This is a genomic window from Pseudomonas sp. ACM7 (assembly GCF_004136015.1).
GTDB lineage: Bacteria > Pseudomonadota > Gammaproteobacteria > Pseudomonadales > Pseudomonadaceae > Aquipseudomonas > Aquipseudomonas frigoris.
The window spans coordinates 4,837,007-4,849,335 of sequence record NZ_CP024866.1; the positions used below are offsets into that span (position 1 = coordinate 4,837,007).

A 12,329-nucleotide genomic window follows, 5' to 3' on the forward strand; every position below is an offset into this window, starting at 1 on the left:
ACCGGTTCAATGCGCGATGCCCGGTTTTGAAGCAGAAAAGTCAAAAGATCGCAGCCTACGGCAGCTCCACAGGAGATCGTGGGCACCCGTAGGAGCTGCCGCAGGCTGCGATCTTTTGATCTTTTGGGTGCAGTGAAAAACTCAGCCATGAAACAGTAAAAACAGCAGCACCAGATTCACCAGCAACGACACCAGCGCCAAGGTTCGCCAGACCTTCAACGGTTCGCGCTCCAGCAACGGTCTGGGTCGCACGCTCAAACTGCGCCGCTCGCCCTGTTCCACTAGCAGCAACCATTCTTCCGCCGTTTCAAAACGTTGACCCGGATCCGCCGCCACGGCGCGCTCCAGACTTTGCGCAATCCATTCCGGCAGGTCGGGTCGATAGCGACTGGCGCTGACAGAAACCCCGAACCGTGGGCGCTGGAAGGCTTCGATTTCGCCGTAGGGATAATGCCCGGTGAGCAGGAAATACAGGGTCACGCCGACGGCATACAAATCCTGTTGCGGTGTCGGTGCTTCCCCGCGAAAGGCTTCCGGCGCGATATAGCTGGGCGTTCCGGGCAAGGCAGAAGGTTGGTCTTCGGACAGGCCTGGGCAGTAGGCGAGTCCGAAGTCCAGCAGGCGTAATTCGCCGTCGTCCCCCAGTAGCAGGTTCTCCGGTTTGATGTCTCGATGGAGAATCTGCCGTCGATGCAGCATGCCAACGGCTCGCAGCAGGCGTTCGGCCAGATCCTGCCATTGAGGCAGAGGCAGCGGTCCGACATCGGCGTGCAGCTCCGCCAACGTAGATCCGGAATATTCCCGCATCACGTAGTACAAATGCTGACGCTGACTGCTGGCATGGACTTCAGGGAAATGCCGCCCGGCCACGCGCTTGAGAAACCATTCTTCCGACAGCAACGCCTGCCCGGCCAAGTGATCGTCGCGCAGCGCGCCTGGCAAGGTTTTCAGCAGCCAGGGTTGTTGTTGCCCATCGCGTACCCGATAAAGCAACGACTGCTGGCTCTGACCGAGTATCCCTTCGACCTGCCAACCTTCGAAAGTCTGGCCTGGTTTCAAGGCTGGCGGCAGCGGCCATTGCTGCAAATGAATCAATGCATCGCCGATGCTCGTTTCACCGAGGGCATCGACCCGCACCAACAAGGCGCTGGCGTTGTCCTGGCTGCCGGCCAGATGCGCCGCGTTGACCAAGGTCTGCGCAGCGCTGTTCAAATCCGGTTGATCGCGCAGAATTGCCGCAATCGCGGTGTCGCCCAGCACGGCCCAAATGCCGTCGCTGAGCAGTACGAAACTTTCGTTCAACCGCAGTTCGCCATCGAGAAAATCCAGCACCAAATGCTGATCGAGCCCAAGTGCCCGTTTGAGCACATGCTGCATGCCCGGCTGGTCCCAGACGTGATCTTCGCTGACCCGTTGCAAGGTGTCAGCGTGCCAGCGATAAACACGGCAATCGCCGACATGGGCCAAGGTAAATCGCCTACCGCGCATGACCAAAGCACTGACAGTGGTGAGCAACGGTTGCCCACCGCCATTGGCCTGCAACCAGCGATTTTGTGCCAGTAGCAGGCGATCCAGTGCCTGCGCGACGCCCCAGGTTTCCGGCGTGGCGTAGTAATCCAGCGCCAGAGCCTGCAGCGTCGAGCGGGCGGCGAGGCCACCATCGGCGCACTGGCTGACGCCATCGGCGATGGCGAACAGGTAACCCTTGCTCGCCGCCAGCGCCGGGGCTGGAGTCACCAGACGCAGGGCGTCCTGATTCTCCTCGCGAGGGCCAATGGCGCTCGCTTCGGCAAAACTCAGTTGCAGGCTCATTGAGGCCTCAGACTCGAGCAGCGGTCACGGCTGCCGAACCCCAAGTGGTTCTCCAGCGACGTTTCACGCCGTGCAGACCGAACCAGGCCAGAACGCCAAGACTGGCGAACAACCACAAGGCCAGTTGATAACTGCCGGTGCTTTGCTTGATCGCGCCCATGCCTGCTGCCAGCGCAAACCCACCGATACCGCCGGCCATGCCGATCAAACCGGTCATCACACCGATCTCCCGACGAAAACGCTGCGGCACCAATTGGAAAACAGCGCCGTTACCGGCACCCAAACCGAGCATGGTGCAGACGAAAAGTGCCAGCGCCGCGTAGGAGCTCGGCAGATTGAAACCCACCGCAGCGATGCAGACTGCCGCCACCGTGTACATCCCCAAGAGGGTGCGAATGCCACCGAAACGGTCGGCCAGAGCGCCGCCCAACGGACGCATCAAGCTGCCACCGAACACGCAGGCCGCCGTGTAGTAACCGGCGGTCACCGGGCTCAGGCCATATTGGTCGTTGAAATAGCCAGGCAGGGCGCTGGCCAGGCCGATGAAGCCGCCGAAGGTCACGCTGTAGAAAAACATGAACCACCAGCTGTCGCGGTCGCCCAGGGCCTTGAAGTAGTCGGACACGGACTTGGCTTTCGGCCGCTCAGGCGCGTTTTTGGCCAACCAGGCGAAGACGATGATGGTCAGAATCAGCGGGATCAGGGCGAAGCCGAACACGTTGCTCCAGCCAAACGCAGCCGCCAGCACCGGGGCGATCAGTGCCGCGAGCACGGTGCCCGAGTTACCGGCACCGGCGATACCCATGGCTTTGCCTTGGTGTTGGGGTGGATACCATTGCGACGCCAGCGGCAGGGCGACGGCGAAGGATGCGCCGGCCATGCCGAGGAACAGGCCCAGCACCAACGCTTGTTCATAACTGTGGATGCCGAGCTTCCAGGCACCAAACAGTGCGCAGATGACGATCACCTGGCCAATCAGCCCGGCGGTTTTCGGCGACAGGCGATCAGCCAGCAAGCCCATTACAAAGCGCAATACCGCCCCGGCCAGAATCGGCGTGGCCACCACCAGCCCGCGCTGCTGGGTGGTCAGGTGCAGGTCGGCGGCGATTTGCACTGCCAGTGGGCCGAGCAGGTACCAGACCATGAAACTCAGGTCGAAATAGAGGAAGGCCGCGAACAATGTCGGGGTATGGCCAGATTTCCAGAAGCTTGATTTCATCGCGCACCTCAGCTGTTAGGAGTCTCGAGAAGGAGTCATGAGCTTGCAGGTGGGGCGCCGCATCGGCCGCACCACCGGCCCCGGTCTGTGGGGCCAAAACAAAAAAACGCCGCCACCGGATTCGCCAAAGGGCAAATGAGGTGAGCGACGTCTTTGTCGTAGGTGGGGCAACCGCCGTTGGTTACCTGTAGTGATTACCTAGCGAGATCTGTGCCACATCTAGAGTTTGTGCCGAGACGAAAAGATCGCAGCCTTCGGCAGCTCCACAGGTGTACGCGATACCAAGTAGGAGCTGCCGAAGGCTGCGATCTTTTTGCTCTTCAGCCCAACAACTCACTCATGGCGATGATCTGCTCCGCCACCTGAATCAGCTTCTGCTGACGGCTCATGGCCTGGCGGCGCATCAGGGTGTAGGCCTCTTCCTCGTTGCAGTCCTTCATTTTCATCAGCAGCCCTTTGGCCAGCTCGATGCGTTTGCGCTCGGCCAGTTGCTGGTCGCGGGCATTGAGTTGGGCGCGCAGGGCCTGGTCGCTTTCAAAGCGCGCCATGGCCACGTCGAGAATCGGCTGCAAGCGCTGTGCGTGGATGCCTTCGACGATGTAGGCACTGACGCCGGACTTGATCGCCTGACGCATCACATCGGGGTCATGTTCATCGGTAAACATCACGATTGGCCGCGGTTGATCGCGGCTCACCAGCACCACTTGTTCCATCACATCGCGGCTCGGTGACTCGGTATCGATCAAAATCACGTCTGGACGCACCGTTTCGACGCGCGCGGGCAGGTCGATGGTCAGGCCCGACTCGTCGATCACCTCGAACCCGGCTTCGGTCAGGGCCGCCTTCAGGCGACCGACTTTCTTCGCGGTGTCGTTGATCAGCAGGATACGCAACATATTCGCAGTCTCCTGTCAGCGGCTGGCGAGAAGGGGCGAGCTGTCGCTCATGGCGTGCAGCTTGAAACTGCGGGCATAGCCGGCGGGGTCCAGGGCATCCCAGACCTTGCCGTCGATCAACTGGCTGCTGCGCATTGGCTGATCACTCGCGGCCACACCGACAGCGGTGGCGGCCTCTCGATACAAGTCTAGTTGCTGGACCTGACGGGCCACGCCCAGGTAGTCCGGGTCGTCGCGCAACAAACCCCAACGGCGGAACTGGGTCATGAACCACATGCCATCGGACAGATACGGCAGATTGACCTCGCCTTCACCATGGAAGCGCAGCGCGTGCGGATCTTGCCAGCGATTACCCAGCCCATCGGCGTAGTCACCGAGCAATCGCGGCTCGATGCAGTCGAGCGGTGCGTCGAGATATTCGGGCGCGCTCAAGAGCTTCGCGGTGCTGCGGCGATTCTCGGTGCTTTCTTCGATGAAGCGGCTGGCCTCCAGAATCGCCATCACCAGCGCCCTTGCGGTGTTGGGGTATTGCTCGACAAAGGCGCGGGTGCAACCGAGGACTTTTTCCGGATGATCGGGCCAGATGGTCTGGGTGGTTGCCATCGTGAACCCCAGATTTTGCTGCACCGCGCTGGCGGACCATGGCTCGCCGACGCAGAAACCATCGATGCGTCCGGCTTGCAGGTGCGCGACCATTTGTGGCGGCGGCACCACCACACTGTCGACGTCCTGCAACGGATGAATACCCTGACTCGCGAGCCAGTAATACAGCCACATGGCGTGGGTGCCGGTAGGAAATGTCTGGGCGAAGGTGAGTTTTGGGCGACTTTGGTGCACGTGCCGGTCCAGTGCTTCAGGACTGGTCACGCTCAGCGCCTGTAAGCCATGGGAGAGGTTGATGCTCTGGCCATTCTGATTCAGGCCCATGAGCACCGCCATGTCGGTCGACGCGACACCGCCGATGCCCAAATGCACGGCGTAGATCAAACCGTACAGACTGTGGGCGGCGTCGAGTTCGCCACTGACCAGTTTGTCCCGCAGGTTGGCCCAGGACGACTGGCGCTTGAGGTTCAGCGTCAGGCCATAAGGTTGGGCAAAGCCCTGCGTGGCCGCGACAACCACGGAGGCGCAGTCACTCAGGGCCATGAAGCCGAGGTTGATTTCGGTCTTTTCCGGGGCATCGCTGCCGTTGACCCAGGCCAGAGGGTTGGCTGGAACTTCAATCATCAGTAAACACCTTCCATAAAAAAGCGCCGGACCGGCTGCTTGCCAGGGCAAGGCCAAGTGACGACGCCTTTGTCTTTCGACTCATCCCGCCGTTGGCATGAGTGCTGATGTCAGTGACGGTGCAAGGCATATGCCATCGCTCGCTGATTTTGTCGTGCGCCTCGCCTGCAACCCCGATGCCCGGCTATAATCGCCGCCACTTTTCGTAGCCCAGAGTCAAACCCGCCCATGTACACCCTGGCCCGTCAGCTGTTGTTCAAACTTTCCCCGGAAACCTCCCACGATCTGTCCCTGGACCTGATCGGCGCGGGCGGGCGTTTGGGCCTCAACGGCTTGCTGTGCAAGGCCCCGGCGAAAATGCCGGTGACCGTCATGGGCCTGGACTTCCCGAATCCGGTGGGTCTGGCGGCCGGTCTGGACAAGAACGGCGCGGCCATCGACGGTTTTGCGCAACTGGGTTTTGGTTTTGTCGAAATCGGCACCATCACCCCGCGTCCGCAGCCGGGCAACCCGAAACCACGCATTTTCCGTCTGCCGGAAGCCGAGGCGATCATCAATCGCATGGGGTTCAACAACCTCGGCATCGATCACCTGCTGGCTCGAGTGGCGGCGGCCAAGTTCAAGGGCGTGCTGGGTATCAATATCGGCAAAAACTTCGATACCCCGGTTGAGCGGGCGGTCGACGACTACCTGATCTGCCTGGACAAGGTCTACGCCCACGCCAGCTATGTGACGGTCAACGTCAGCTCGCCGAACACCCCGGGCCTGCGCAGCCTGCAATTCGGCGATTCGCTGAAGCAATTGTTGGCCGACCTGGCGACGCGCCGCGCAGAACTGGCGCTGCGCCATGGCAAACATGTACCACTGGCGATCAAGATTGCGCCGGACATGACCGACGAAGAAACCGCTCAGGTCGCGCAAGCGCTGATCGAAACCGGGATGGACGCGGTGATCGCTACCAACACCACCCTGAGCCGCGTCGGCGTAGAAGGCATGGAGCACGGCGACGAGGCGGGCGGTCTGTCCGGCGCACCGGTTCGTGACAAGAGCACCCACACCGTGAAGGTGCTGGCGGCCGAGTTGGCCGGTCGCTTGCCGATCATCGCCGTGGGCGGCATCACCGAAGGCAAGCACGCGGCTGAGAAAATCGCTGCGGGTGCCAGCCTGGTGCAGCTCTATTCCGGCTTCATCTATAAAGGCCCGGCGCTGATTCGTGAATCCGTAGACGCCATCGCCGCCCTGCGCTGATCCCCCGTAGGAGCTGCCGAAGGCTGCGATCTTTTGATATTGATCTGATTACCAGGAAGCAAGATCAAAAGATCGCAGCCTTCGGCAGCTCCTACAGTGAGAGGGTGTTTAGTCAGTGCCGCAGGCATGAAGTTGTGTTTAGCCAGAGAGCAGGCATAAAAAAGGGCTCCTCGAAGGAGCCCCTGGGCCGAAGCCCGCCGCCCGGATGGGGCGTGCGTGGTAAGTCGTTACGTAATCAGATTGTCGTGTCGGAGTGTGTGCCCTGTGTTAGCCGACGGCGTGAAGTTCGTTGAGTCTATGGATTCCCGCAGTGCCGGTCATACCGTCCCAGTTGTCGCCGCGTCCTTCTCGCCAGCCGTTAATCCAGGCTTGGCGTACCGACGGTAGAGTAAATGGGCAAAGCTCACGGGATTTGCCACCAACGCCATATTGATATCCGCGCAAAAATGCTCTTTCCAACGGATCACGCTTAAGTCTTCTCATAGGGTGTTGCCCTCACTTGTTGACTGTATTAATCGTGTCGACCTCAATCGAGGTCTGGCAGAAAAACTCCTGCCGTTGGGGCTCGCTGCCGGCGTCGCGAGCCAAGGTGTTGACGTCATTGCGGCGTCAACCTGTATTGAGTTCTAACCAATGCGTCACATCGAGGGAATGATCGTTTTGTCATAAGGACGTAACGAAAAAGATGGTATGGCGATAAGTAACACGATGTTGTCCCGTGTCTATTGGCAAAACCCCGGTATGATCAGCCCCGCGCTGCATGATGGGGTTAATCCTTTAGTGAGAATGTCTCCTGTTGAGCAGGGGGACTATTCGACGAAGGGTCGACTTATGACATTTTGTTGCATCAACTTTTTTATCTGTCTTTGCATCTAAGCTCTTTTAACCCGAGCTTGCAGGGGTGGGACGGCACACCTTCGTGCCACGCGGGCGCTCTTTTAGAAAAGCGCCTGATTGAAAACCGGGCCGGCAATGCGTTGCCGGTTCACTTAGCTAAAGGCTCTGGAATTACCATGTCCGATCGTTTCGAACTCTTCCTCACTTGCCCCAAAGGCCTTGAAGGCCTGCTCATCGAGGAAGCCATCGGGCTTGGCCTTGAGGAAGCGCGTGAGCACACCTCTGCCGTGCGCGGCATGGCCACCATGGAAACCGCTTATCGCCTGTGCCTGTGGTCGCGTTTGGCGAACCGGGTGCTGCTGGTGCTCAAGCGTTTTCCGATGAAGGACGCCGAAGACCTTTATCACGGCGTGCTGGATATCGAGTGGCAAGACCACATGCTCAACGATGGCACCTTGGCCGTTGAGTTCAGCGGTCACGGCTCGGGCATCGACAACACCCACTTCGGCGCCTTGAAGGTCAAGGACGCCATCGTCGACAAACTGCGCACGCCGCAGGGCGATCGTCCTTCCATCGACAAGCTCAACCCGGATCTGCGCATTCACCTGCGCCTGGACCGTGGCGAAGCCATCCTGTCCCTCGACCTGTCCGGCCACAGCCTGCACCAGCGCGGTTATCGCTTGCAGCAAGGCGCGGCGCCGCTGAAGGAAAACCTCGCGGCAGCGATCCTGATCCGTTCCGGCTGGCCACGCATTGCGGCCGATGGCGGCGCGCTGGCTGACCCGATGTGCGGTGTCGGTACGTTCCTCGTCGAAGCCGCGATGATCGCCGCCGACATGGCGCCGAACCTGCGTCGCGAGCAGTGGGGCTTCACCGCCTGGCTCGGTCACGTCCCGGCGCTGTGGAAAAAACTTCACGAAGAAGCCACCGAGCGTTGCGCGGCCGGCCTGGCCAAGCCACCGCTGTGGATTCGCGGCTACGAAGCCGACCCGCGCTTGATTCAACCGGGCCGCAACAACGTCGAGCGTGCCGGCCTGAGCGAGTGGATCAAGATCTACCAGGGCGAAGTCGGTACGTTCGAGCCGCGTCCGGACCAGAACCAGAAAGGCCTGGTGATCTGCAACCCTCCGTACGGCGAGCGTCTGGGCGACGAGGCGAGCTTGCTCTACCTCTACCAGAACCTCGGCGAGCGTCTGCGTCAGGCCTGCCTGAACTGGGAAGCCGCGGTGTTCACTGGTGCCCCGGACCTGGGCAAGCGCATGGGCATCCGCAGCCACAAACAGTATTCGTTCTGGAACGGCGCGTTGCCGTGCAAGTTGCTGCTGATCAAGGTCACGCCAGATCAGTTCGTCACTGGCGAACGCCGCACCCCGGAACAGCGTCAGGTCGAGCGTGAACAAGTTCAAGCCGAAGTCGAAGTCGCAGACAACGACGTAGCACCCGGCAAGTACGAGAAGTACAACAAGAACGGCAACCCGATCAAACCGGCGCCGGTGGTGATCGAGCAGCCGCGCTTGAGCGAAGGCGGGCAGATGTTTGCCAACCGTCTGCAAAAGAACCTCAAGGCCCTCGGCAAGTGGGTCAAGCGTGAAGGCATCGACTGCTACCGCGTCTACGATGCCGACATGCCGGAATACTCGATGGCCATCGACCTGTATCAGGATTGGGTCCACGTCCAGGAATACGCCGCGCCGAAGTCCATCGACCCGGAAAAAGCCTCGGCGCGTATGTTCGATGCCCTGGCGGCCATTCCGCAGGCCTTGAACATCGACAAGAGCCGCGTGGTGGTCAAGCGTCGCGAGCGTCAGAGCGGCACCAAGCAGTACGAGCGCCAAGCGGCACAGGGCAAGTTCGTCGAGGTCAACGAAGGCGGTGTGAAGCTGCTGGTGAACCTCACGGATTACCTCGACACCGGGCTGTTCCTCGATCACCGGCCGATGCGCATGCGGATCCAGAAAGAGGCGGCCGGCAAGCGCTTCCTCAACCTGTATAGCTACACCGCAACCGCCAGTGTTCACGCAGCCAAGGGCGGCGCGCGCAGCACCACCAGCGTCGACCTGTCGAAAACCTATCTGGACTGGGCGCGTCGCAACTTGTCGCTGAACGGTTTCTCCGAGAAGAACCGTCTGGAGCAGGGCGACGTGATGGCTTGGCTCGATGCCTGCCGTGACGAGTACGACCTGATCTTCATCGATCCGCCGACGTTCTCCAACTCCAAGCGCATGGAAGGGATCTTCGACGTGCAGCGTGACCAGGTGCAATTGATCGACCTGGCCATGGCGCGTCTGGCCCCGGGCGGCGTGTTGTACTTCTCCAACAACTTCCGCAAGTTCCAGCTTGAGGAAAACCTCACCGAGCGTTATGCGGTCGAGGAAATCACCGCCCAGACCATCGATCCGGATTTCGCTCGTAATGGCAAAATCCACCGTGCCTGGAAAATCACGGCTCGTTGACGCTCGAAGGGATTGGATCCACAGAGCCTTGATTTTTAAAGGCTCTTGGCTTCTTTCTGTGCTGGTCAAATTGATGGCTAATAGCTATAACTCAACGCATGGCCAATGGGCTTTCCCGCACCTGGCGATGTGAGTTGCGTCTATGTCGTTGCACGCCGTGCGCCCGAAGATCCTGGGTTTTATCAGTGAAGATGTCTCGGCCTGGCTGGTCGCACTGCTGGTATTGGTCGTCGGCGGGATTCTCACGGGATTGCTGGCGTGGTCGACGCTGAATCTGTTCCACCATCAATTGCGGCAACGTTTCCAACTGCTGGCCAGTGAACGTTACAGCCGTATCGAAGAACGCTTCGAAGATCAGGAGCAGCGCCTCGATGGCCTGCGCCGGTTCTTTGCCAATTCCGATTCGGTCTCCCGAGCGCAGTTCGACGGTTACACCCAACCGCTGCTGCACCGGACTCAGGCCTACTCCTTCGCCAAGCGGGTAACCGGTGCCGAGCGGGCGGTATTTGAACGCCAGGTGCGTGCAGAGGGTTTACCCGAGTTCACCCTGCGCGAAATCAATGCCGACGGCCAACTGCAACTGGCGGCCGAACGGGATGAGTACGTGGCGGTGCTGTATAGCCAGACCCAAAGCAAACTGGGTTCGCCGCTGGGCTACGACTTGTGGGCTCAACCCTTGCGCCGTTCCACCCTTGAACGGGCCGATCAGCACGGCGGCATGGCGGTATCGCAGCCGATGCATCTGGTCAGTATCGAACCGGCCTATGCGCGCGGCGTGCTGTTGGTCGCACCGGTGTTGCTGCGCAATAGTCCGGCTACGGCGGGGGTGAAATCGTACGGTTATGTCATGGCCGTGATCAGCATGCATCAGTTGCTGGCGGACGGGCTGCCGGACGCTGGCCGTGACTATCTTTCGGTGCGCATCCTCGACTTATCCACAGACGATCAGCACGAAGTGCTTTATGAGTCCCCCAACACGCCGGCGCCCAGTGAGTTGTCCGCGACCCAGCTGTTGCGGCTTGCCGACCATGACTATCAAGTCGACATTCAGCCCAGCGATGCCTTCCTGCGAGCCAATCACTCTTCGGTGACCACCTTGGTGGTGCTGGGCGGCTTGCTCAGTCTGTTGCTCAGTGCCTTGCTCTATGTGCTGGTCAGTCAGCGTCGACGGGCGCTGAAAATGGTCGAGCAACGGACCCAGGAACTGCGCGCCCGTGAGCAGGAGTTGCGCGGCACCCATGGTCAGTTGCGCGGCGTGCTGAATGCCGCGACCCAAGTGGCGATCATCGCCACTGACCTGCGCGGGGTTATCCGCACTTTTAATGCCGGTGCCGAGCAAATGCTCGGTTATGCCGGCGCTGAGGTGGTGGGCCACATGACCCTGGAAAACCTGCACCTGCCCCGAGAGCTCCTGGCACGTTCGGCGGAGTTGAGCGCGCGTTATGGCAAACCGATTCCGACCTGCCAGGCGATGTTGGTCGAGGGCGGCGAGGAGGGCGGTCACGAAGCGCGGGAATGGACGCTGCTGCGTAGCGACGGCAGCCATTTGACGGTGAACATGCTGGCGACCCCGGTCCTCGACGAGCAAGGCTTGTGGGTCGGGCACCTGGCGATCTGTATCGACATCACTGAACGTAAGCGGGTCCACGAGGCCCTGGCGGCACGGGACCTGTTGTTGAAGAAACTCAGCGCCCATGTGCCCGGCGGGATCTACCAATTCAAAATGGAATTCGATGGGCGCTTCAGTGTGATCTACGCCAGCGACGGTATTCGCGAAATCTACGAACTTGAACCGGATGTGCTGTTGTTCAACGCCGAAGCGATTTTCACGCGGATTCATCCGCAGGACACCACCCGGGTCCGCGCTTCGATCCGGGCGTCGGCGGACACCCTCAGCCCTTGGCGCGAGGAGTACCGCGTGCAGCTGCCCCTGCGCGGCCTGCGTTGGGTTCGTGGCGAGGCGACGCCGGAGGAATTGCCCGGTGGCGGCGTGCTCTGGCACGGCTATGTCTCGGACATCTCCGATTTGAAACGGGTGGAAGAAGAACTGCGGGCGCTATCGATCACCGACTCGCTGACCGGGATCCACAACCGCCGCTATTTCCAGGAACGCCTGACCACCGAAATGGTCCGGGTCGAACGCGGTGGCGGCGAGCTGTCGGTGATCATGCTCGATATCGACCATTTCAAACGCATCAATGATCAGCATGGCCACGCGGTTGGCGATCGGGTGTTGCAGATCGTGTGCGAACGCATCGGCCATCGTCTGCGCCGCACCGATGTGTTCTGTCGCCTGGGTGGCGAGGAGTTCATGGTGCTTTGCCCGGATATCAACGGCGAGCACGCCCATGTCCTGGCTTTGCAGCTGTGGCAAGGGTTGCGCAGTTCCCCGATCGAAGGCGTCGGGACAGTGACCGCCAGTTTCGGGATTGCCAGTTGGCGAGTCGGGGAGGGCGCGGATGCGCTGCTGCTGCGGGCGGATTCGGGGGTGTATGCGGCGAAACTGGCAGGACGGGATCGGGTAGAAGGGGAGATGAACTAGGCGATTCTGCGGTGAATTGAAAAGATCGCAGCCTTCGGCAGCTCCTACGGGGTCATGTGTACACCTGTAGGAGCTGCCGAAGGCTGCGATCTTTT

At 60.6% G+C, this 12,329-nt stretch carries 8 protein-coding genes; 3 read left to right on the top strand and 5 right to left on the bottom strand.

All coding sequences use genetic code 11. From position 1 onward, the window contains the following. Positions 1 to 141 precede the first annotated feature (141 nt). The 4 genes from CUN63_RS23015 to CUN63_RS23030 form a co-directional block, all read right to left on the bottom strand. Positions 142 to 1,812, bottom strand: coding sequence for a bifunctional protein-serine/threonine kinase/phosphatase (locus CUN63_RS23015; RefSeq protein WP_129442809.1), 1,671 nt, complete (start codon positions 1,810 to 1,812; stop codon positions 142 to 144). Positions 1,813 to 1,819: 7 nt separating this feature from the next. After that, the gene (locus CUN63_RS23020) at positions 1,820 to 3,031 is read right to left on the bottom strand and encodes a NarK/NasA family nitrate transporter (protein ID WP_129442812.1); all 1,212 of its coding nucleotides are present in this window, start codon (positions 3,029 to 3,031) and stop codon (positions 1,820 to 1,822) included. A gap of 320 nt (positions 3,032 to 3,351) precedes the next feature. Continuing rightward, entirely contained in the window at positions 3,352 to 3,927 is a 576-nt protein-coding gene (locus CUN63_RS23025; protein WP_008146285.1) for an ANTAR domain-containing response regulator, read from the bottom strand. A 15-nt stretch (positions 3,928 to 3,942) separates the two neighbouring features. Continuing rightward, positions 3,943 to 5,154, bottom strand: coding sequence for a CmpA/NrtA family ABC transporter substrate-binding protein (locus CUN63_RS23030; protein WP_129442814.1), 1,212 nt, complete (start codon positions 5,152 to 5,154; stop codon positions 3,943 to 3,945). A 228-nt stretch (positions 5,155 to 5,382) separates the two neighbouring features. Here CUN63_RS23030 and CUN63_RS23035 point away from each other — a divergent pair, with 228 nt between their 5' ends. Beyond that, positions 5,383 to 6,402, top strand: a complete 1,020-nt coding sequence (locus CUN63_RS23035; protein ID WP_129442816.1) for a quinone-dependent dihydroorotate dehydrogenase — start codon at positions 5,383 to 5,385, stop codon at positions 6,400 to 6,402. 267 nt (positions 6,403 to 6,669) lie between these two features. Here CUN63_RS23035 and rmf read toward each other — a convergent pair whose 3' ends face one another. Further along, positions 6,670 to 6,885 (bottom strand): ribosome modulation factor, encoded by a 216-nt coding sequence (gene rmf / locus CUN63_RS23040; RefSeq protein WP_003223300.1) that lies wholly within the window; start codon positions 6,883 to 6,885, stop codon positions 6,670 to 6,672. A gap of 530 nt (positions 6,886 to 7,415) precedes the next feature. Here rmf and rlmKL point away from each other — a divergent pair. Further along, positions 7,416 to 9,692, top strand: a complete 2,277-nt coding sequence (gene rlmKL / locus CUN63_RS23050; RefSeq protein WP_129442819.1) for a bifunctional 23S rRNA (guanine(2069)-N(7))-methyltransferase RlmK/23S rRNA (guanine(2445)-N(2))-methyltransferase RlmL — start codon at positions 7,416 to 7,418, stop codon at positions 9,690 to 9,692. A gap of 142 nt (positions 9,693 to 9,834) precedes the next feature. Next, positions 9,835 to 12,234: a GGDEF domain-containing protein gene (locus CUN63_RS23055; RefSeq protein ID WP_129442822.1), complete on the top strand. Its 2,400-nt coding sequence runs from the start codon at positions 9,835 to 9,837 to the stop codon at positions 12,232 to 12,234. Positions 12,235 to 12,329 lie beyond the last annotated feature (95 nt).

Bases quoted from the DNA above. Each gene is read 5' to 3' on its own strand.
- CUN63_RS23055 (WP_129442822.1), top strand. From the start codon at position 9,835: ATGTCGTTGCACGCCGTGCGCCCGAAGATCCTGGGTTTTATCAGTGAA.
- CUN63_RS23030 (WP_129442814.1), bottom strand. From the start codon at position 5,154: ATGATTGAAGTTCCAGCCAACCCTCTGGCCTGGGTCAACGGCAGCGAT.
- CUN63_RS23025 (WP_008146285.1), bottom strand. From the start codon at position 3,927: ATGTTGCGTATCCTGCTGATCAACGACACCGCGAAGAAAGTCGGTCGC.
- CUN63_RS23020 (WP_129442812.1), bottom strand. From the start codon at position 3,031: ATGAAATCAAGCTTCTGGAAATCTGGCCATACCCCGACATTGTTCGCG.
- rlmKL (WP_129442819.1), top strand. From the start codon at position 7,416: ATGTCCGATCGTTTCGAACTCTTCCTCACTTGCCCCAAAGGCCTTGAA.
- CUN63_RS23015 (WP_129442809.1), bottom strand. From the start codon at position 1,812: ATGAGCCTGCAACTGAGTTTTGCCGAAGCGAGCGCCATTGGCCCTCGC.
- CUN63_RS23035 (WP_129442816.1), top strand. From the start codon at position 5,383: ATGTACACCCTGGCCCGTCAGCTGTTGTTCAAACTTTCCCCGGAAACC.
- rmf (WP_003223300.1), bottom strand. From the start codon at position 6,885: ATGAGAAGACTTAAGCGTGATCCGTTGGAAAGAGCATTTTTGCGCGGA.